This window comes from Luteimonas gilva, assembly GCF_005239095.1.
Taxonomy (GTDB): Bacteria; Pseudomonadota; Gammaproteobacteria; order Xanthomonadales; family Xanthomonadaceae; genus Luteimonas_C; species Luteimonas_C gilva.
The window spans coordinates 990,334-1,010,603 of sequence record NZ_SZUA01000001.1 but is presented as its reverse complement, the minus strand read 5'-3'; the positions used below and the strand labels follow the sequence as shown (position 1 = coordinate 1,010,603).

Genomic DNA, 20,270 nt, shown 5'->3' with positions numbered 1-20,270 from the left:
AAGCCTTAACTGAAGAAAAGCAGATGCCGATATGAGCACGAACATCGAATCGCGACCCCGCGTCTGGGTCTCGCAGCCGCTGTTCGACGACATCATCACCCGGCTGGAACCCTATTTCGAAGTCGACGCGGCCCGCGAAGTCGCCGATCACGCGCCGTCGCGCATCGCCGAAGCGCTGCGCGAGGCCGACGGCGCCCTGGTCACGCTCAACGATCCCATCGGCGCGGCGGAAGTCGCGCAGGCCCCGCGTTTGCGCGCGATCGCCAACGTCGGCGTCGGCTACAACAACCTCGACATCGCGGCGCTGCAGGCCCGGGGCATCGTCGTGACCAACACGCCCGACGTATTGACCGAGACCACCGCCGACTTCGGCTTCGCGCTGATGATGGCCGCCGCGCGCCGCATCACCGAAGCCGAACGCTGGCTGCGCGACGGCCAGTGGCAAGGCTGGGCGTTCAAGAGCCTGCTCGGCGCCGACATCCACGGCGCCACGCTCGGCATCCTGGGCATGGGGCGGATCGGGCAGGGCATCGCCAAACGCGCCGCCGGCTTCGGCATGCGCGTGCTGTACCACAACCGCCATCGCTTGCCGGAGGCGGTCGAGCGCGAGTGCCGGGCGAGCTACGTCGATTACGAAAAGTTATTTGCGCAATCCGACCATGTCGTGCTGGTATTGCCGTATTCCGCGCAGAGCCATCACCTCGTCGATGCCGCGACGCTGGCCCGCATGAAACCCACCGCCACGCTCACCAACATCGCCCGCGGCGGGCTGATCGACGAAGCCGCCTTGGCCGATGCGCTCGCCGGCGGACGCTTGGCGGCGGCGGGGTTGGATGTGTTCGAAGGCGAGCCGAGGGTCGATCCGCGTTTGCTGGCTTTGAGCAACGTGGTGCTGACGCCGCACATCGCCAGCGGCAGCCTGGCCACGCGGCGTGCGATGGTGGCGCTGGCGGTGGATAATCTGATCGCGGCGCTGGGTTTCGGCCCGGAGGCGGGTAAACCGCGGAATCCGGTGCCTGCGGCGAAACCGCTTTAGCTGTTCTCCCCCTTTGAAAAAGGAGGATTGGGGGGATTTGCTTTTCGCGGTTTCCTTCAAGGCAAGATCAAAAGCAAATCCCCCTGTGTCCCCCTTTTTCAAAGGGGGAGAAAGCAAGAGCAACCCCTAGAGAAGACAGATGAGCAAGCAGTACAAGGTAGCGGTGGTCGGCGCGACGGGCGCGGTCGGCGAGGTGATGCTGTCGATCCTGGCCGAACGCAAATTCCCGGTCGGCGAATTGGTCGCGCTGGCGAGCGAGCGTTCGGCGGGCGAGGAAGTGAAATTCGGCGGCCGCGACGTGGTGGTGCAGGATCTGGCGACCTTCGACCCCACCGGCGTCGACATCGCCCTGTTCTCGGCCGGCGGCTCCATCTCCAAGGAATACGCGCCCAAATTCGCCGCCGCCGGCGCAGTGGTGATCGACAACAGTTCCGCGTTCCGCTACGACGCCGACGTGCCGCTGGTGGTCAGCGAGGTCAATCCGGATCAGGTCGCGAACCGGCCGCGCGGCATCATCGCCAATCCGAACTGTTCGACCATGCAGATGCTGGTCGCGCTCGGCCCGATCCACCGCAAGGTCGGCATCGAGCGGATCAACGTGGCAACCTACCAGTCGGTGTCCGGCGCAGGCCGCTCGGGACTGGAGGAACTCGGCCGCCAGACCGGCGCGCTGCTCAACTTCCAGCAAGCCGAGCCGGAACGTTTCCAGGTGCAGATCGCGTTCAACCTGATCCCGCACATCGACGAGTTCATGGACAACGGCTTCACCAAGGAAGAGATGAAGCTGATCTGGGAGACGCGCAAGATCCTGGGCGACGACAGCATCCAGGTGAATCCGACCGCGGTGCGGGTGCCGGTGTTCTTCGGCCATTCCGAAGCGGTGAACGTCGAAACCAAGGTCAAGATCACGCCCGAAGAAGCGCGCGAGTTGTTGAAGACCGCGCCGGGCGTGGAAGTGGTCGACGAGCGCAAGCCCGGCGGCTATCCCACGCCGGTGACGCACGCCTCGGGCAAGGACGCGGTCTACGTCGGCCGGATCCGCGACGACTTGTCGCATCCGCGCGGGCTGAACCTGTGGATCGTGTCCGACAACATCCGCAAAGGCGCCGCGCTGAACGCGGTCCAGATCGCCGAGCTGGTGGTGGCGGAGCGTTGACCGCGTCTATAGTGGCGGCGATGGCTTAGGCCAGGAAGCCGAGGGGCGGGCGATGGCGAGAGGGATGGTCCGGTTCGTGTGCGCGTTGCTGCTGGCGCTGGCCTGCGGGCAGGCGCTGGCGTTGGGCTTGGGCCAGATCCAGGTCAAGTCCAAGCCCAATCAGCCGCTGTTGGCCGAAATCCCGATCATTTCCAACGACCCGGCCGAGCTGGAGCAGCTCCAGGCGCGGCTGGCCTCGCCGGAAACCTTCGCCCGGATCGGCCTGGATCCGCCGCAAGGCCTAGTCGCAGACCTGCACTTCGAGGTCGTCCGCGACAGCAGCGGCGGCCTGGCGGTGCGGGTCACCAGCACCAAGCCGATCGACCAGCCGATGCTGACCTTCCTGGTCGAAGTCGAGTGGGGCCAGGGCAAGCTGGTGCGCGAATACTCGGCCCTGGTCGACACGCCGCGCGATGCGCCTTCGCCGAGCGCGCCGATGATCGAAGCGCCGCAGACCGCGCAGACGGATACGGTGGTGCGTCCGCCGGCAACGCAAGCGCCGATCGAAGCGGCGCCGACCGAAGCCGCGCCGACGCCGACCGAGCCCGGCGCCATCGCTCAGCAGCCGGCCGCCGAATCGCCGCCGCCGACGGCGATCGCACCGGCGCCTGCGCCCGTGCCGGCGGCTCCGCGGGCGGACGAAGCCGCGGCTGCGGTCGCTTCGCCGAACGAATACGGACCGGTGCGCGCCGGCCAGACCTTGTCCGAGATCGCCGGCGGCGTGAAGCCGGGCGGCTACACCCTCGACCAGACCATGCTGGCGTTGTTGCGCACCAATCCGGATGCGTTCATCGGCAACGACATCAACAAGCTCAAGCGCGGCGCGGTGCTGCGCGTGCCCGGCGAGAACGAAATCGCCAGCCTCGGCGCGGCCGAGGCTGCGGTGATCGTGCGCGATCAGATCGAACAATGGCGCCGCGATAGGCGCGCCCGGGCGCAGGCCATCGCCGCGACCGCGGAAACTTCCGCCACGGCGCAAGCGACTTCGGCGGCGGCGTCCGCGAGCGGCGGCCGCGTGGCCGGCGCGAGGCTTGAAATCGTTCCGCCGTCGGCCGATCGCGCCGCACAGGCGGGCACTAGATCCGGCGCCAGCGCCGGAGGCGAGGGCGAGATGGTGCGACAGGAATTGCAAACGACCAAAGAAACCCTGGCGGCGCGCGACGCCGAAGTGCAGGAGCTGAAGTCCCGCCTGGCCGAGCTGGAAAAACTGCAGCAGCAACAGCAGCAGTTGATCACGCTGAAGGACACCGAACTGGCCGCCGCGCAGCAGCGCCTGGCGCAGTCGAACCAGCAAGCCGCGGCCAAGTCCGCGACCGCGCAGGCGCAACCGGCGGCGCCGGCCGCCGAGCAGGCCGGTTCGGGCACGGTTTTGTGGCTGGGCGGCGGTTTGGTCTTGGTGCTGCTCGGCTTGATCGGTTGGTGGCTGGCCCGCCGCAATTCGCGATCGGCCGTCGCGGCCAAGCCCGCGGCACGCCCCCGCGTCGGCACGGCCGAATTGGCGGCCAGCGTGCCGAACGCCAAGCCTGCGGAACCCGAAGTTTCCTTCGCCCATATTCCGCCGGCCAAGGCCGAAACGCGCGCCAGCGGCAACGGCGCCGCTGCGCCGACGGCCGCGCCGAGTTGGAGTGGAACCTCGGCCGTTTCCCCGACCTGGCATGCCGACGGTAGCGAGCGCAGCGATCGCGGCGAGCGCGGCGAATTGCGCGTCGGCCACGAACGCCTGGAATTGGCGCGCGCCTATCTGGACCTGGGCGACAACGACACCGCACGCGGCCTGCTGCAGGAAATCGTCCAGGTCGGCGATCCCGACGCCCGCGCCGAAGCGGTGCGCCTGCTGCAAGACTTGCCGCGATGACCGATCGCGTTCGGCGGCCGTGACCCGCTACGCGCTGGGCATCGAGTACGACGGCGGCGAATTCCTCGGCTGGCAGCGGCTCAGCAAGCCGGGGGAACCCGATCCGGGCAGCCTGCAAGCGGCGTTGGAACATGCGCTGTCCTTCGTCGCCGATGCGCCGATCGACACCGTCTGCGCCGGCCGCACCGATGCCGGCGTGCATGCCGCCTGCCAGGTCGTGCACTTCGACAGCGACGCCGCGCGCGAACCGCGCGGCTGGATGCTGGGCGTCACCAGCCGCTTGCCGCCGGCGATGTGCGTGCGCTGGTGCTTGCCGGTGGCGGACGATTTCCATGCCCGTTTTTCGGCGCGCGCCCGGCGCTATCGCTATCGGCTATTGAACCGCCCGGTGCGGCCGGCGCTGGAACGCCAATACCTGTCGTGGGAACGGCGCCCGCTGGATGCGGCGGCGATGCACCGCGCCGCGCAAGCCTTGCTCGGCGAACAGGATTTTTCCGCGTTCCGCACCGTGCATTGCCAGGCGCCGCATGCGCGCCGCGACATGCAGGCGATCGCGGTGCGCCGCGAGGGCGAGCAGGTCGTGTTCGAGCTGCAGGCCAATGCCTTCCTCCATCACATGGTCCGCAATATCGTGGGCAGCTTGCTGGAAGTGGGCGCCGGCGAACGTCCGGAAGCGTGGATCGGCGAAGTACTGCGCGGCCGCGACCGCACGCTGGCCGGGCCGACGGCCCCGCCGGAGGGTCTCACGTTCTTGGGACCCCGGTATGGGCCAGAATGGGGTTTGCCCGCCGAGGTCCTGCTATGAACAAGGTCGCGCCGTGAACAAACTGCTATTCCGCACTCGCATCAAATTCTGCGGTTTCACCCGCGCCGGCGACGTGCGCCTGGCCAGCGAACTGGGCGTGGACGCGGTCGGCTTCATCTTCTCCCCCGACAGCCCGCGCCGCGTCCACCCGACCGAAGCGCGGGCGATGCGCAACGCGATGGCGCCGCTGGTCGATGCGGTCGCCTTGTTCAGGAACAACGGCGTCGAGGAAGTGCGCGATGTGGTCAAGCAAGTGCGTCCGACCTTGCTGCAGTTCCATGGCGACGAGGACGACGCCTTCTGCCGCGGCTTCGGCGTGCCCTATATGAAAGCCATCCCGATGCGCGCCGACGCCGACCCGCTCGACGCGCGCGCCTTGCAGACCCGCTATCCCGGCGCTTCGGCCTTCCTGTTCGACAGCTACGGACCCACCGGCGGCGGGACCGGCCGTACCTTCGACTGGAGCCGGATCCCGGCCGGCCTGAACAAGCCCATCGTCGTCGCCGGCGGGCTGAACCCGGACAACGCCTTCGACGCGGTCCTGGCCACCTTGCCTTGGGGCGTGGACGCGGCCTCGGGCATCGAAAGCGAGCCCGGAATCAAGGATGGCGATAAGATGCGGCGTTTCGTTCTAGAAGTCAGACGTGCCGATTGCCACGAATCCTAGCCGGCGCCCGATGCCGCCGGCCGAAGGCGGAAATCCCATCGATTACCACGCCTTGCCCGATGCCGGCGGCCATTTCGGCCGCTACGGCGGGCGTTTCGTCGCCGAAACCCTGATCGGCCCGGTCGAGGAGCTGGCCGCGGCCTACGACGCCGCGCGGGTCGACCCGGCCTTCGTCGCCGCCTTCGAAAAGGACCTAGCGCACTACGTCGGCCGGCCCAGCCCGATTTATCACGCCGAGCGTTTGAGCGATCAGGTCGGCGGCGCGCGCATCCTGCTCAAGCGCGAAGACCTGAACCACACCGGCGCGCACAAGATCAACAACACCATCGGCCAGGCCCTGCTCGCCAGCCGCATGGGCAAGACCCGGATCATCGCCGAGACCGGCGCCGGCCAGCACGGCGTGGCCAGCGCCACCGTCGCCGCACGGCTGGGCCTGGAATGCGTGGTCTACATGGGCGCCACCGACATCGAGCGCCAGAAGATCAACGTCTACCGGATGAAGCTGCTCGGCGCGACCGTGGTGCCGGTGACCAGCGGCTCGCAGACGCTGAAGGACGCGCTGAACGAAGCGATGCGCGACTGGGTGACCAACGTCCGCGACACGTTCTACATCATCGGCACCGTCGCCGGCCCCGATCCGTATCCGCGGATGGTGCGCGATTTCAACGCCGTGGTCGGCCGCGAAGCGCGCGCGCAGATGATGGCCGAGTACGGGCGTTTGCCCGATGCGATCACCGCTTGCGTCGGCGGCGGCAGCAATGCCATCGGCTTGTTCCACGCCTTCCTCAACGATGCGGACGTGCGCATTGTCGGCGCCGAAGCGGCGGGCGAGGGCATCGCCAGCGGACATCACGCGGCGTCGCTGGCGGCCGGGCGCCCCGGCGTGCTGCACGGCAACCGCACCTACGTGTTGTGCGACGACGACGGCCAGATCATCGAAACCCATTCGGTGTCGGCCGGCCTGGACTATCCCGGCGTCGGCCCCGAGCACGCCTTCCTGAAGGACAGCGGCCGCGCCGAATACGTCGGCGTGACCGACGACGAAGCCCTGGCCGCCTTCCATTTGCTGGCCAAGACCGAAGGCATCCTGGCGGCGCTGGAATCCAGCCACGCCATCGCGCAAGCCATCAAACTGGCGTGCGAAATGCCGCAGGACGCGCTGGTGCTGTGCAATTTGTCAGGCCGCGGCGACAAGGACGTGCATACCATCGCCGCGCGCGAAGGGATTTTGTTATGAGCTTTTTAGACAAGGATCAGATCCGATAAACGCGGATAAAGCTTTTATATTGTTTCGCTTTTATCCGTGTTGATCAGATTCGATCCGCGTCTAAAAAAAGACCACACGAAACACGCAATGGAGCAAGAGCAATGAGCGATGAAAACCAGACCCAGGCCCAGAATCCGCAGCAGAACCAGCTGGATCCGGCGTTCTTCACCTGCGTCAACGAATACCTGGAGCTGACCAACAAGCAGTCCCAGCAGCAGGGCCTGAAGCGGATCAGCATGGCCAGCATGTACGCGGCTTCGCGTTTCAATGCGCACGTGTACCTGGCCAACGTCAGCGACCCGGCGGGCGAGCGCAAGGAATTCCTGGACTACATGACCACCATGTACCGGCGCATGCTCAACGAGAACCTGGACGGCCTGGGCGCCGAGCGCGGCGTCAACGTCGGCGAGTCGGAATTGGCGGCGGAGTACGCCGCGGCCGGGGTGAAGCTCGACACCGGCGTGGCGACCTTCGAGGAGCCGAGCAAGGGATGAGCCGATTGACGGCGCGTTTCGGCGCGCTGCGCGAATCGGGCCGCAAGGCGCTGGTGCCGTTCGTCACCGCCGGCGATCCGTCGCTGCAGGCCACGGTGCCGGTGCTGCACGCGCTGGCGCACGCGGGCGCGGACGCGATCGAGCTCGGCGTGCCGTTTTCCGATCCGATGGCCGAAGGCCCGACCATCCAGCGCAGCTCCGAGCGCGCGCTGGCGCGCGGCGCGGGCCTGGCGTACGTGCTCGAATGCGTGCGCGCTTTCCGCGAACGCGATCGCGACACGCCGCTGGTATTGATGGGCTATCTGAATCCCATCGAAGTCCGCGGCTACGCCCGTTTCGCCGCAGAAGCGGCCGCGGCCGGCGTGGACGGTCTGCTATTGGTCGACCTGCCGCCCGAAGAAGCGGGCGAATGCCGCGCCGCTTTGGCCGAACACGGTCTGGTGCTGATCCAGCTCGCCTCGCCGACCACGCCGGAAGCGCGCTTGCGCAAACTTTGCGCGGACGCCGAGGGCTATCTGTACTACGTCAGTTTCGCCGGCGTGACCGGCGCCGACCGGCTCGACGTCGCGGCGGCGTCAGAACGCCTGCGCACGGTGCGCGCCTTGAGCGCGGCGCCGGTGCTGGCCGGCTTCGGCATCAAGGACGCGGCCAGCGCGGCGGCGATGGCGCAGGCGGCCGACGGCGCCATCGTGGGCAGCGCCCTGGTGTCGGCTTTGGCCGAAGCCGCGGATGCCGACGATGCCGCGGCCCGCGCCCGGGCCTTCCTAGCGCCGTTGCGCGCTGCATTGGACGCGCTTTGAGGGCGCCCGCGGGCGCTGCGCTAGACTGAGCAACCGACGAGGACCCGGCCGCGGCCGGCTTCCTCGAACCGAACCCAGAAGGTGAGTGCCGCTTGAGCTGGCTGAAGAAATTGATGCCTTCCCGGATCCGCACCGACAGCGGCGCCGGCAGGAAACGCAGCGTCCCCGAAGGCCTGTGGGAGAAATGCGAGCGCTGCGGCTCGGTGCTGTACCGGCCCGAGCTGGAAGAGAACCTGGAGGTCTGCCCGAAGTGCGGCTTCCACATGCCAATCCGCGCCCGCGCGCGGCTGGCTTCGTTCTTGGACGGCGGTGCCGGCGAGGAAATCGGCGCCGCGCTCGGCCCGACCGACGTCCTCAAGTTCAAGGACCAGAAAAAATATTCCGACCGGATCAAGGCCGCGCAGAAAGCCACCGGCGAGCGCGACGCGCTGATCGCGATGCAGGGCACGCTGAAGCGGCGCCCGATCGTCGCCAGCGCTTTCGATTTCGCCTACATGGGCGGTTCGATGGGCTCGGTGGTCGGCGAACGCTTCGCGCTGGCGGCCGAACGCGCGCTGGAGATCGGCAGTCCCTACGTCAGCTTCTCCGCCAGCGGCGGTGCGCGCATGCAGGAAAGCCTGTTCTCGCTGATGCAGATGGCCAAGACTTCGGCGGCATTGGGCCGATTGCGCGCGGCGGGATTGCCTTACGTTTCGGTGATGACCCACCCGACCACCGGCGGCGTGTCGGCTTCGTTCGCGATGCTCGGCGACATCAACCTGGCCGAGCCGGAGGCGCTGATCGGCTTCGCCGGGCCGCGCGTGATCGAACAGACCGTGCGCGAGACGCTGCCCGAAGGCTTCCAGCGTTCCGAATTCCTGCTCGACCACGGCGCGATCGACCAGATCTGCGACCGCCGCGAACTGCGCGACCGCATCGCGCACCTGTTGGCCCTGCTGACGAAGCAGCCGGCGCCGGAAGACGACGCGGAGGCGGCATGAGCCGCAAGTACTTCGGTACCGACGGCATCCGCGGCCGCGTCGGCGAAGGCGCGATCTCGGCCGATTTCGTGCTGCGCCTGGGCAACGCCTACGGCCATGCGCTGAAGAAATCGGAGTGGCGCAACCCGCAGGTGATCATCGGCAAGGACACCCGCATTTCGAACTACATGTTCGAAGCCGCGCTGGAAGCCGGCCTGGTCGCCGCCGGCGTGGACGTGCAGCTGATGGGGCCGATGCCGACCCCGGCGGTGGCGCATCTCACCCGCTCGCTGCGCGCCGACGGCGGCATCGTCATATCCGCTTCGCACAATCCGCATTACGACAACGGCATCAAGTTCTTCTCGGCCGACGGCGAAAAGCTGGACGACGCGACCGAATCGGCGATCGAAGCCGCGTTGGAACAACCGTTCCGCACCGTGTCGTCGGAGCATCTGGGGCGCGCGGTGCGCACGCGCGATGCGATCGGCCGCTATGTCGAGCATTGCAAGAACTCGGTGCCCAAGGGTTTCGACCTGAGCGGCATGCGGATCGTGGTCGATTGCGCCAACGGCGCGACCTACCAGATCGGCCCGCTGGTGCTGCGCGAGCTCGGCGCGCGGGTGGAGGCGATCGGCGTCGAGCCGAACGGCTTGAACATCAACGATCGCGTCGGCTCCACCCATCCGGAGGCCCTGGCCGCGCGGGTGCTGGAAACCGGCGCGGAACTCGGCATCGCCTTCGACGGCGACGGCGACCGCGTGCTGTTCGTCGACGGCGGCGGCACGGTATGCGACGGCGACGATCTGCTGTACGCGCTGGCCTGCGACTGGCAGGACAGCGGCCGCCTGCAAGGCCCCGTGGTCGGCACGCTGATGACCAATTACGGCTTCGAGCGCGCGCTGGCCGAACGCGGCATCGGCTTCGTCCGCGCCAAGGTCGGCGACCGTTACGTGCACCAGGCCATGGTCGAGCATGGCAGCGTGCTCGGCGGCGAAGCTTCCGGCCATCTGCTGTGCCTGGACCGCGCCAGCACCGGCGACGGCATCGTCAGCGCGCTGCAGGTGCTGGAAGTGCTGCGCCGCCGCGCCGTCTCGCTGCGCGATGCGCTGAAGGGCCTGAGCAAGGTTCCACAGAAGACCGTCAACGTGCGTTACGGCAACGGCGCGAAACCGGCGGAAGCCGAGAGCGTCAAAGCCGCGCTGGCCGAAGCGCAGGCGGCAGTGCAGGGGCGCGGCCGCGCTTTCCTGCGGCCGTCGGGTACCGAACCGGTGGTCCGGGTGACGGTCGAGGCCGACGACGATGCGTTGATGCAGCGCACATTGGACAAGTTGGCGGGAGCGGTACAGTCCGCAGCGAAACACTAACTTCTACCCTCTCCCTTGTTACGGGAGAGGGATAGGCCGAAGGCCAGGGAGAGGGTTCGGCTTTTCGCGCAGGACCGCGTCACACTTACAGATCAAGAACTAAAGTCACTGGATTCCCGCTTTCGCGGGAATGACAGCTAAGGGCAAGAGCAAAGCCATGAGTTCACGCATTCCCACCCTCGACATCCGCCGCTTCGAAACGGACCGCGAAACCTTCGTCGCCGAACTCGGCGCGGCCTACCGCGAATGGGGCTTCGCCGGCATCAGCGGCCACGGCATCCCGCAAGCGCAGATCGACGCGTCCTACGACGTGTTCAAGCGCTTCTTCGCGCTGCCGGAAGACACCAAGAAGAAGTACCACGTGCCCGGCGGCGGCGGCGCGCGCGGCTACACGCCGTTCGGCGTGGAGACGGCCAAGGGCGCCAAGTACTCCGACCTGAAGGAGTTCTGGCACATCGGCCGCGAAATTCCGCGCGATTCCCAATACGCCGACGTGATGCCGCCGAACCTGTGGCCGGAGGAAGTCCCCGATTTCAAGGACGTCGGCTACGGCTTGTACCAGACCCTCGACCAGCTCGGTTCGCGCGTGCTGTCGGCGTTGGCGCTGCACATCGGCCTGCCCGAGGATTACTTCGTCGACAAGACCAATTTCGGCAATTCGATCCTGCGCCCCATCCACTATCCGCCGATCACCGCCGACGACATTCCGAACGTGCGCGCCGGTGCGCACGAGGACATCAACCTGATCACCTTGCTGGTCGGCGCCAGCGCCGCCGGCCTGGAAGTGAAGTCGCGCAAGGGCGAGTGGGTGCCGTTCACCGCCGAGGCCGACACCATCGTGGTCAACATCGGCGACATGCTGCAGCGGCTGACCAACCACGTGTATCCGTCGACCACGCACCGCGTGGTCAATCCGCCGGGCGAAGAAGCGCGCAAGCCGCGCTATTCGACGCCGTTCTTCCTGCACCCGAATCCGGATTTCCTGATCGACGTGCTGCCGTCCACGGTCACCGCCGACAATCCCAGTCGCTACCCCGAGCCGATCACCGCGCAGGGCTATCTGGAAGAGCGGCTGAAGGAAATCAAGCTCAAATAACCGCTATCCGTAGAGTCGAGCCTGCTCGACCGCTTTTTGATCGCCGCGACCGCCGGGAAAAGCAGTCGAGCAGGCTCGACTCTACGAAAAGCGTTCGCAGAGGGCAGGACATGATCCGCAAGACGGCGCTGTTGTCCTTGTTGTTGACCGCATCGGCGGTCGACGCGGCCGAAAAAAGCGGCGGAGCCGCTTATCCCTTGCTCGACGGCGCCTGCGGCGAATATCCGGCGCTGGCGCATTCCAAGCATCGCATCGCCGACGAGGTCGACCTTTACCTGTTCCAGGACCGCGATTACGTGTGGCTCTGCTACACGCTGCCGGCCGACAGCTTCGGCATGGCGGATTTGACGGTCGCCGCGCCTGGCCTGGACAGGCCGCTGAACCTGCACGTCTCCGCGCAACTGGGCGAATGGCCCGCGGATAAGCCGGACGCCGCGCCGGCCAGTCCCGATAGTCCGAAGTGGTGGAACCATCGCGGCTGGTCCGGCACCACCGTGCCCTTCAACGGCGCGACCGCGTCGCTGGACGAAGCCGGCAAGCCTAAGGCGGACTACAACTTCCGCCGCACGCGGGCGCGGGAAATGCAGTTGTCGAAAGCGCGCTTCGGCCGCGGCGAATGGCGTTGGCATATCGACATCCGCAACGTCGCCGACGGCAAGGGCGGCCAGCGCGCGTTCCGTTTTCCCGAAACGGGCGAACAAGCCCTAAAGGCAGACTGACCCGCCTTCGTAGAGTCGAGCCTGCTCGACTGCCTTTCGATCACATCGCGTGAACGTGCAATAGCAGTCGAGCGGGCTCGACTCTACAAAAACGGCGCGACGTTGGACAACAGGCTGCCCGCCATCCAGAAGAACACGGCCGCCATCCGCTTTTCCATCAGCGTCTGACCCCAATACGCGGTGGCGCTGTGGATCAGGTTGGCGCGGTACAGCAGCAGGCGGTTGTAGCGGTGCGGCACGCGCACGTCCTCGGCGAAAGCGTCCGGGGCCACGAAGCGCGTGCCCAGCGCATCGACCATGTTGTTGTGCGGCGGCATCACCGTGTTGCCGCCCAATTGCCCGCCGGGCAGGCGTTGCCGGTAGAACGCGGTGCCGCAATGGTCGGGCACGTTCGGGTTGAGATAGAGCACCGCGGCGTAGCGGCATAGATCGCGCGAATCGGTATGCGGCCGCGGCTCGCATTCGTCGATGCCGACCACCTGGATGCAATTGTGGTTGAGCCGCTTGCCGTCGGGCGCGGTTTGTTCCCAGAGTTGCTTGGCGCCGGTGACCTGTTTGACCCAGGCCTCGATGGGTTCCAGTTCTTGCGGCTGCAGGCCCGGAGTCGTGCGCAGGCCCGGCCAGCTTTCGGGCTTGTACGGATAGCCCTCGGTCCAGTCGGTCTTGGCCAGGCAGCGCGCCCGGATCGCGTCTGCGTCGGCGACGGCATCGTCCAGCAGCCAGTAATCGCGGCCCAATGTCGGCTTGCGGTACGGCAGGATGGGGAGTCGGGCAGGGCGGGGGCGATTCGGCGGCATCAGGTTCTCCTGATCTTCGAGGAGTTGCGCGCCATCAACTTCAGCGCCCAAGCGTCGGGCAGATGGCGGACCAGGCAATACAGCGTCTTGTAGAACAGCCCGGGCACGACGATCGTCTTGCCGCGCTCGACGCCGTCGATGCCGGCGCGCGCCACGTCGTCGGCCTGCAGCCACATCCGTTTCGGCAACCGGTTCATCATGTCGCGGGTGCCGGTGACGTCGTGGAATTCGGACCAGGTGAAACCGGGGCACAAGGCTGTCGCATGCACGCCGCGGTCGGCGTTCTCCAGCGACAAGGCCTCGCTGAATCTCACCAGAAAAGCCTTCACCGGCGCGTACAGCGTTTGCCCGTCCGCGGCCGGCATCAACGCGGCGAACGAGGACACGTTGAGGATGCGGCCGTCGCCTTGCGCTCGGATCGAAGGCAGCAAGCGCCAAGTCAGCTCGCTCACCGCGCCGATCATCACCTGCAGGAAATCGGCGTGCGTTTTCCAATCGTTCTTCAGATAGCGGCCCGGCACGCCGTAGCCCGCGTTGTTGACCAGGATCCGCACGGCCAATCCGCGCCGTTCGATTTCCTCGCACAGCGCCTTGGGCGCATCGGGCGAAGAGAGGTCGGCGGCGATCACGTCGACTTCGATCTGCCCACGCAGTTCCTGCGCCAGCGCTTCGAGCCGGTCGACTCGGCGCGCGCTCAGGATCAGCGGCACGCCGCGGCGCGCGTATTCGCGGGCGATGGCGGCGCCGATGCCGCTGGACGCGCCGGTGACCAGCGCGCGCCCGCTCATCCGGCGCGCTCCGCGCCGCGGAAGCGGCGGCGGGCGATGCCGCCCAGCAACCTCCGGAACGCGCCCACCCGCCATTGTTGCGCCGCCGATTTTTCGCCTGGCCGGCGCGGCGCGGGAATGCGCTGCACCGGTACGGCGGCGTTGCGCTCGGCGAGTCCTTCGGGTGCGGCCGGGCGCGCGAGGATCAGGTACTGGAAATCGAGCAGTCCGTCGTCCTTCGCCAAGCTTTCCACCGCGGCGATCGATTCGGCGGTCAGGTTCATTCCGTATTCGCGCGATGCGGTTTCGATCGGCATCAACACCGCATGCAGTTTCTCGATGCGCAATCCAGCGCCGGCCAACAAATCGAGCATGCCTTGGTACGAGAAGAAACGCAGGTGGGTGCGGTCCAGCAGGCCGTAGTCTGCGTAGTCCCAGCGCCCTTCGAGCAGCATCGCGCGGATGCTGCCGTGGGCCACGCAAGGCAACGAGATCGCGAGCGCCCCCTCCGGCGTCAGGCGCGAGGCGCAGCGCGCGAGCGTGGCGCCGGGCTCGGCCATGTGCTCGAGCACGTCGCCGAGCAGGATCGCGTCGAAGCGGCGGTCGGGATGGGCGCGGAAGAACGCGTCGGCGTCGCCGGTGAACACTTCCTGCAGCGCGGAGCGGGCCGCTTCGGCGGCTTCGGGATCCAGCTCGACGCCGGTGACCCGGTGGCCCTTGGCGACGAGGGTCGCGCCCACGTAACCGCTGGAGCAGCCGATTTCCAGCACCTCCATCGCCGGCTTGCCCGAGCTCACGGCGAGTTGGTGGATCAGGCTGTGGCCGTTGTTGGGGTCGGCGAGATCGACGTCGAATTGGTATTTGATCGTCATCGGCAAAGCTTAACGCGCTGGAGGCCCATGCTTGCTTCTCCCGATGAGAGAAGGAGAAGCAGGGGCGTCGTCGCCTCTGTTTCGAAGGCGCATTTGGGACATCGATCGCAATCGCGGCCTTTTCGCGCTTGTCTCCGCGTTGACACGGATGAAGGTCATCGTTGGACGCGAATGACCCAATGCGGCAAGTCTCGACTCGCCGAACGCCGGTTAAGGCGCCGATCGCGCATTCAGCCGGTGGCACAGGGCTTGCTTCGGATAGAGCGGGGGGAGACGGAGTGGCGCCGGCAACGGCGCCGGTCGGGGAAGGGAATAGGGATGCACGGTTCGGACAACAAACAGAAGATCTCGTACACGCAATGGGGCCTGCAGCTGCTGCTGGTCCTGGCCGTGGTGATGGCGCTCTGGAAGTGATGCGGGGGTCGCCTCGGCCCCTGTGACGGGCCGAGCGCGGATGCGGCGCTGGGGAGGCGCCGCTATCCTATCCGCCGTTTTCATGAGCGGCGGAGCCGGAATGCGACCCAGGATCGTGGCGGGCAACTGGAAACTGCACGGGGACCGCGCCTTCGCGCGCGCCCTGATCGACGAATTGGTCGCCGGCCGGCCGGCCGCGGGCGCCGAGCTCGTGGTCCTGCCGCCGATGCCTTATCTGGCCGAGTTGATCGACCTCTACGCCGCCCGCGGCATCGGTTTCGGCGCCCAGGACGTCAGCGCCAACGACAAGGGCGCCTATACCGGCGAGGTATCCGCCGCCATGCTCAAGGAAATCGGCTGCCGCTACGGCTTGGTCGGCCATTCCGAGCGCCGCCAGTACCACGGCGAGACCAGCGAGGCGGTCGCCGCCAAGTTCTTCGCCGCCAAGCGGGCCGGTCTGGCCCCGATCCTGTGCGTCGGCGAGACCCTGGAAGAACGGGAAGGGGACCGCACCGAGTGGCGGATCCGCGAACAGCTGGCCCCGGTCCTGGCCCAGGGCGGCGCGGAAGCCTTCGCCAGCGCCGTGGTGGCCTACGAGCCGGTCTGGGCGATCGGCACCGGCAAGACCGCCACGCCCGAGCAGGCGCAGGCCGTGCACGCCTTCATTCGTGGCGAGATCGCGGCACTGGATGCTAAAATCGCCGATTCGCTGCCGATCCTGTACGGAGGCAGCTGCAAGCCCGACAACGCCTCCGCGCTGTTCTCGCAGCCCGACGTCGACGGAGGGTTGGTGGGCGGCGCCTCGCTGGTCGCCCGTGATTTCCTCGCTATCGCCGCGGCGATGGCCTAAACGATAGCCAAGGTTCCTGATGCTCCTGCTCGTCCTCAACGTAATCTACGTGTTGCTCGCGATCGCCATGATCGCGCTGATCCTCATGCAGCGGGGCGCGGGTGCGCAGGCCGGTTCCGGCTTCGGCGCGGGCGCTTCGGCCACCGTGTTCGGCGCGCGCGGCGCGTCGAACTTCCTGTCCAAGAGCACCAAATGGCTGGCGATCACGTTCTTCGCGATCAGCCTGTTCATGGCCTGGTACCACACCCGCAACACCGGCGCCGTGCCCGCGCAGCAGGACCTGGGCGTGATGGCGCAGCAGCCCGCCGGCAACGGCGCGCAACCGCCGGCCGCGATCCCGTCCGCGCCGTCCAATGCGCCCGCGGCCATTCCGCAGGCGCCGGCTTCGCAAGGTGCGCAACCGCAACCTCAGCAGTCCGCGCCCGCGCAAACGCCGCAGCAGACTCCGGCGCAGCCTGCGCAAACGCCGCCAGCCACTCCGCAAGGCGGTTGATAACGCTTACAATGAGCGACTGACGCCAGCGCATCGGCGTCGCGTTTCAGCCCAGGTGGCGGAATTGGTAGACGCACTACCTTGAGGTGGTAGCGGCTTAGGTCGTGGGGGTTCGAGTCCCCCCTTGGGCACCAAACACAAGCGCTCCCCCGCGCGCGGCACGCACGAGCTGTGCGGTTTCACGCAGGAGAGCATCGCGATGTCCGGCGCGAGCCGGCGTCGAGCAACGGCCGCGGCGACGCGGCTAGTAGCCGAGAGAGATAGCGAGTGCTGGCCGAATACCTGCCGACCCTGCTGTTTTTGATCGTGGCGACCGGCATCGGCGTCGCATTGCTCATCATCGGCAATCTGCTCGGGCCCAAGCGCCCCAGCGCCGAAAAACTCTCCGCGTACGAATGCGGCTTCGTCCCGTTCGAGGACGCGCGCATGCAGTTCGACGTGCGCTATTACCTGATCGCCATCCAGTTCATCATTTTCGATCTGGAAATCATCTTCATCGTGCCGTGGACGCAGGTGTTCCACGATCTCGGCGCGCGCGGACTGGTCACCATGGGCCTGTTCGTCGGCATGTTGTTCCTGGGCTTCGTCTACGTCTGGAAGAAGGGCGCGCTGGAATGGGAGTGATCCAAACCGTTTCGGGCTTGATGCACAACCCGCTGCCGGAAGGGCGGCTGGACGACATCCTGCGGCCCGAGGGCGACAATCCGCTGCTGGAACAGGGCTTCGTCACCACCAGCTTCGACGCGTTGTGGAACTGGGCGCGGACGGGATCGATGTGGCCGATGACCTTCGGCCTGGCCTGTTGCGCGGTCGAAATGATGCACGCCGGCGCCGCGCGCCTGGACTTGGACCGCTTCGGCGTCGTGTTTCGCCCGTCGCCGCGCCAGTCCGACGTGATGATCGTGGCCGGCACCCTGGTCAACAAGATGGCCCCGGCGCTGCGCAAGGTCTACGACCAGATGCCTGACCCGAAATGGGTCATTTCGATGGGCAGCTGCGCCAACGGCGGCGGCTATTACCACTACAGCTACGCGGTGGTGCGCGGTTGCGACCGGATCGTGCCGGTCGACATCTACGTGCCCGGTTGCCCGCCGACCGCCGAGGCGCTGATCTACGGCATCCTGCAGCTGCAGAAGAAGATCCGCCGCAGCGAAGGCAATCCGTTCATGGGCAAGCGCGGCGCGCCCGCCGAAGGCGCCGTCGCATGAGCGAGACCGCGACCGCTTTCGCCGATCGCCTGCGCGCCCGCTTTCCTGAGGCCCATGTCGACGTCGCGCTGCCGCGCGGCGAGGTGACGATCGAAGTCCCGTCGGCCGGCTGGCTCGCCGCCGCGCAGGCGCTGCGCGACGAATTCGGTTTCGAGCAGTGCGTCGACGTCTGCGGCGTCGACTACCTCGGCTACGGCAGCGACGAGTGGGACACCGACGTGTCCTCCGAAGGCTTCAGCCGCGGCGTGGAAGGCCGCAACGTCGGCCGCTTCAAATTCGGCGAAACGCCGAGCCAGCAGGTGCCCGAGCCGCAGGGCGAGAGCGCGATGCCGCTGCCGAAGCAGCGCTTCGCCGCCGTCGCGCACCTGTTGTCGCTGCAGCACAACCGCCGCTTGCGCCTGCGCGCGTTCTGCGAGAACGACGATCTGCCGGTGGTGGATTCGCTGCACGGCGTGTGGGTCGGCGTCGATTGGTTCGAGCGCGAAGCCTTCGATCTGGTCGGCATCATCTTCCGCGGCCACCCCGACTTGCGCCGCATCCTGACCGACTACGGTTTCGTCGGCCATCCGTTCCGCAAGGATTTTCCGCTGATCGGCAACGTCGAAGTGCGCTACGACGCCGAGAAACAGCGCGTGGTGTACGAGCCGGTCACCTCGGTCGAACCGCGCGTCGGCGTGCCGCGCGTGATCCGCGACGACGCCCGCTACCAGACCGCGGCCGGCGAAGCTGCGGCGGAGAAAGCCAAATGAGCGCGGTAGAACTCCCCAAGCCGCGCCAAGCCAGCGAAGGCTTCGCCAGCAACGGCGCCGAAGCGAAACAAGAGATCCGCAACTACACGCTGAACTTCGGCCCGCAGCATCCGGCCGCGCACGGCGTGCTGCGCCTGATCCTGGAAATGGACGGCGAAGTGGTGCAACGCGCCGATCCGCATGTGGGCCTGCTCCACCGCGGCACCGAGAAGCTGGCCGAATCCAAGCCGTTCAACCAGTCGATCGGCTACATGGATCGCCTGGATTACGTGTCGATGATGTGCAACGAGCACGCCTACGTGCGCGCCATCGAAACCCTGATGGGGATCGAAGCGCCCGAGCGCGCCCAGTACATCCGCACGATGTTCGACGAGATCACCCGCATCCTGAACCACCTGATGTGGATCGGATCGAACGCGCTCGACCTGGGCGCGATGGCGGTGTTCCTGTACGCGTTCCGCGAGCGCGAAGAGCTGATGGACTGCTACGAAGCGGTCAGCGGCGCGCGCATGCACGCGACCTATTACCGTCCGGGCGGCGTCTACCGCGATCTGCCCGATCGCATGCCGCAGTACAAGGAATCGCCCTGGCGCAAGGGAGCGAACCTGAAGCGCTTCAATTCCTGGCGCGAAGGCTCGTTGCTGGATTACCTGGAATATTTCGCCCAGGACTTCCCCAAGCGCGTCGACGAATACGAAACCCTGCTCACCGACAACCGCATCTGGAAGCAGCGCACGGTCGGTATCGGCGTGGTGACGCCGGAGCAAGCGCTGGCCTGGGGCATGACCGGCCCGATGCTGCGCGGCTCGGGCATCGCCTGGGACCTGCGCAAGAAGCAGCCTTACGCGAAGTACGACGTTGTGGATTTCGACATCCCCGTCGGCGTGCAGGGCGACTGCTACGACCGTTACCTGGTGCGCGTGGCCGAGATGCGCCAGTCCACGCGCATCATCGAGCAATGCGTGAAGTGGCTGAAGGCCAATCCCGGCCCGGTCATGCTGCACAACTACAAAGTGTCGCCCCCGTCCCGCGAGGAGATGAAGGACGACATGGAAGCCCTGATCCACCACTTCAAGCTGTTCACCGAGGGCTATTGCGTGCCCGCCGGCGAAACCTACAGCGCGGTGGAGGCGCCGAAGGGCGAATTCGGCGTGTACCTGGTAAGCGACGGCGCCAACAAGCCGTTCCGCTGCAAGCTGCGCGCGCCGGGCTTCGCCCACCTGTCGTCGATGGACGCGATCGTCAAGGGCCACATGCTGGCCGACGTGGTGGCCATGATCGGCACCTACGACATCGTGTTCGGCGAGATCGACCGTTAAGGGCTCGCGAAGAATGAAAGCTACCGGCAATTTCGAAACCGCGCGCAACGTCGACCCGCTGGTCGTGCTGAGCGACAAGACCCGCGCCCACATCGACCACTGGTTGAGCAAGTTCCCGCCCGACCGCAAGCGTTCGGCCGTGCTGCAAGGCTTGCACGCCGCACAGGAACAGAACGGCGGCTGGCTGACCGACGACTTGATCGCCGGCGTGGCCAAGTACCTGGATCTGCCGCCGGTCTGGGCCTACGAGGTCGCGACCTTCTATTCGATGTTCGAGACGCACCAGGTGGGCCGCAACAACGTCGCCTTCTGCACCAACATCAGCTGCTGGCTCAACGGCGCCGAAGGTCTGGTCGCGCACGCCGAGAAGAAGCTCGGCTGCAAGCTGGGCGAATCCACCGCCGACGGTCGCGTCTTCCTCAAGCGCGAGGAAGAGTGCCTGGCCGCGTGCTGCGGCGCGCCGGTGATGGTGATCAACGGGCATTATCACGAGAAGCTCACCCCCGCGAAGGTGGACGAGCTGCTGGACGGGCTGGAGTAGGGC

Annotated in this window: 22 protein-coding genes and 1 tRNA gene; 20 read left to right on the top strand and 3 right to left on the bottom strand. The window is 67.0% G+C overall.

Annotated features, from left to right (window positions below; genetic code table 11):
- The first annotated feature begins 31 nt into the window (after nt 1-31).
- From FCE95_RS04675 to FCE95_RS04620, 12 genes are all read left to right on the top strand, one after another.
- Nucleotides 32-1,036, top strand: coding sequence for a 2-hydroxyacid dehydrogenase (locus FCE95_RS04675; protein WP_137265797.1), 1,005 nt, complete (start codon nt 32-34; stop codon nt 1,034-1,036).
- A 139-nt stretch (nt 1,037-1,175) separates the two neighbouring features.
- On the top strand, nt 1,176-2,192 hold the full coding sequence (locus tag FCE95_RS04670) for an aspartate-semialdehyde dehydrogenase (protein ID WP_137265796.1): 1,017 nt from the start codon (nt 1,176-1,178) through the stop codon (nt 2,190-2,192).
- Nucleotides 2,193-2,256: 64 nt separating this feature from the next.
- On the top strand, nt 2,257-4,086 hold the full coding sequence (locus tag FCE95_RS04665) for a motility hub landmark protein FimV (RefSeq protein ID WP_223266775.1): 1,830 nt from the start codon (nt 2,257-2,259) through the stop codon (nt 4,084-4,086).
- A gap of 19 nt (nt 4,087-4,105) precedes the next feature.
- Nucleotides 4,106-4,891, top strand: coding sequence for a tRNA pseudouridine(38-40) synthase TruA (gene truA / locus FCE95_RS04660; RefSeq protein ID WP_137265795.1), 786 nt, complete (start codon nt 4,106-4,108; stop codon nt 4,889-4,891).
- A 13-nt stretch (nt 4,892-4,904) separates the two neighbouring features.
- The gene (locus FCE95_RS04655; RefSeq protein WP_137265794.1) at nt 4,905-5,558 is read left to right on the top strand and encodes a phosphoribosylanthranilate isomerase; all 654 of its coding nucleotides are present in this window, start codon (nt 4,905-4,907) and stop codon (nt 5,556-5,558) included.
- Between the two features lie 10 nt (nt 5,559-5,568).
- Nucleotides 5,569-6,795, top strand: coding sequence for a tryptophan synthase subunit beta (gene trpB, locus FCE95_RS04650; RefSeq protein WP_137266448.1), 1,227 nt, complete (start codon nt 5,569-5,571; stop codon nt 6,793-6,795).
- 131 nt (nt 6,796-6,926) lie between these two features.
- Nucleotides 6,927-7,319 (top strand): DUF3144 domain-containing protein, encoded by a 393-nt coding sequence (locus FCE95_RS04645; protein WP_137265793.1) that lies wholly within the window; start codon nt 6,927-6,929, stop codon nt 7,317-7,319.
- The gene (trpA, locus tag FCE95_RS04640) at nt 7,316-8,119 is read left to right on the top strand and encodes a tryptophan synthase subunit alpha (protein WP_137265792.1); all 804 of its coding nucleotides are present in this window, start codon (nt 7,316-7,318) and stop codon (nt 8,117-8,119) included. The genes FCE95_RS04645 and trpA overlap by 4 nt, the downstream gene beginning before the upstream one ends.
- A 92-nt stretch (nt 8,120-8,211) precedes the next feature.
- A complete protein-coding gene (gene accD / locus FCE95_RS04635; protein ID WP_137265791.1) occupies nt 8,212-9,099 on the top strand; it encodes an acetyl-CoA carboxylase, carboxyltransferase subunit beta in 888 nt (295 codons plus the stop codon).
- The gene (gene glmM / locus FCE95_RS04630) at nt 9,096-10,442 is read left to right on the top strand and encodes a phosphoglucosamine mutase (protein ID WP_137265790.1); all 1,347 of its coding nucleotides are present in this window, start codon (nt 9,096-9,098) and stop codon (nt 10,440-10,442) included. The genes accD and glmM overlap by 4 nt, the downstream gene beginning before the upstream one ends.
- A 157-nt stretch (nt 10,443-10,599) precedes the next feature.
- A complete protein-coding gene (locus FCE95_RS04625; RefSeq protein WP_137265789.1) occupies nt 10,600-11,538 on the top strand; it encodes an isopenicillin N synthase family dioxygenase in 939 nt (312 codons plus the stop codon).
- 110 nt (nt 11,539-11,648) lie between these two features.
- Nucleotides 11,649-12,257 carry a hypothetical protein gene (locus tag FCE95_RS04620; protein WP_137265788.1) on the top strand — a complete coding sequence of 203 codons (609 nt, stop codon included), beginning with the start codon at nt 11,649-11,651 and terminating at the stop codon, nt 12,255-12,257.
- 83 nt (nt 12,258-12,340) lie between these two features.
- On the opposite strand, the gene FCE95_RS04615 is transcribed toward FCE95_RS04620, so the two are convergent.
- Genes FCE95_RS04615 through FCE95_RS04605 form a run of 3 tightly spaced genes read right to left on the bottom strand, consistent with a single transcriptional unit; the run spans nt 12,341 to nt 14,693 of the window.
- Complete coding sequence (locus tag FCE95_RS04615) at nt 12,341-13,054, bottom strand: DUF6445 family protein (RefSeq protein WP_137265787.1); 714 nt, start codon at nt 13,052-13,054, stop codon at nt 12,341-12,343.
- Nucleotides 13,054-13,842, bottom strand: coding sequence for an SDR family NAD(P)-dependent oxidoreductase (locus tag FCE95_RS04610; RefSeq protein WP_137265786.1), 789 nt, complete (start codon nt 13,840-13,842; stop codon nt 13,054-13,056). The genes FCE95_RS04615 and FCE95_RS04610 overlap by 1 nt, the downstream gene beginning before the upstream one ends.
- A complete protein-coding gene (locus FCE95_RS04605) occupies nt 13,839-14,693 on the bottom strand; it encodes a class I SAM-dependent methyltransferase (protein ID WP_137265785.1) in 855 nt (284 codons plus the stop codon). Before FCE95_RS04605 ends, FCE95_RS04610 begins: the two co-directional genes overlap by 4 nt.
- Nucleotides 14,694-15,207: 514 nt before the next feature.
- Here FCE95_RS04605 and tpiA point away from each other — a divergent pair.
- The 8 genes from tpiA to nuoE all read left to right on the top strand — a co-directional run bounded on the left by tpiA (nt 15,208) and on the right by nuoE (nt 20,267).
- On the top strand, nt 15,208-15,957 hold the full coding sequence (gene tpiA, locus FCE95_RS04600) for a triose-phosphate isomerase (RefSeq protein ID WP_137265784.1): 750 nt from the start codon (nt 15,208-15,210) through the stop codon (nt 15,955-15,957).
- A 19-nt stretch (nt 15,958-15,976) separates the two neighbouring features.
- Nucleotides 15,977-16,450 carry a preprotein translocase subunit SecG gene (gene secG, locus FCE95_RS04595; protein WP_137265783.1) on the top strand — a complete coding sequence of 158 codons (474 nt, stop codon included), beginning with the start codon at nt 15,977-15,979 and terminating at the stop codon, nt 16,448-16,450.
- A gap of 49 nt (nt 16,451-16,499) precedes the next feature.
- A tRNA-Leu gene (locus FCE95_RS04590) sits at nt 16,500-16,584 on the top strand.
- 133 nt (nt 16,585-16,717) lie between these two features.
- Nucleotides 16,718-17,074 (top strand): NADH-quinone oxidoreductase subunit A, encoded by a 357-nt coding sequence (locus tag FCE95_RS04585; protein WP_137265782.1) that lies wholly within the window; start codon nt 16,718-16,720, stop codon nt 17,072-17,074.
- Nucleotides 17,065-17,658 carry a NuoB/complex I 20 kDa subunit family protein gene (locus FCE95_RS04580; RefSeq protein WP_137265781.1) on the top strand — a complete coding sequence of 198 codons (594 nt, stop codon included), beginning with the start codon at nt 17,065-17,067 and terminating at the stop codon, nt 17,656-17,658. The genes FCE95_RS04585 and FCE95_RS04580 overlap by 10 nt, the downstream gene beginning before the upstream one ends.
- Nucleotides 17,655-18,407, top strand: a complete 753-nt coding sequence (locus tag FCE95_RS04575) for an NADH-quinone oxidoreductase subunit C (RefSeq protein WP_137265780.1) — start codon at nt 17,655-17,657, stop codon at nt 18,405-18,407. The genes FCE95_RS04580 and FCE95_RS04575 overlap by 4 nt, the downstream gene beginning before the upstream one ends.
- Nucleotides 18,404-19,726, top strand: a complete 1,323-nt coding sequence (locus FCE95_RS04570; protein WP_137265779.1) for an NADH-quinone oxidoreductase subunit D — start codon at nt 18,404-18,406, stop codon at nt 19,724-19,726. Before FCE95_RS04575 ends, FCE95_RS04570 begins: the two co-directional genes overlap by 4 nt.
- A 13-nt stretch (nt 19,727-19,739) precedes the next feature.
- Nucleotides 19,740-20,267, top strand: coding sequence for an NADH-quinone oxidoreductase subunit NuoE (nuoE, locus tag FCE95_RS04565; protein WP_137265778.1), 528 nt, complete (start codon nt 19,740-19,742; stop codon nt 20,265-20,267).
- Nucleotides 20,268-20,270 lie beyond the last annotated feature (3 nt).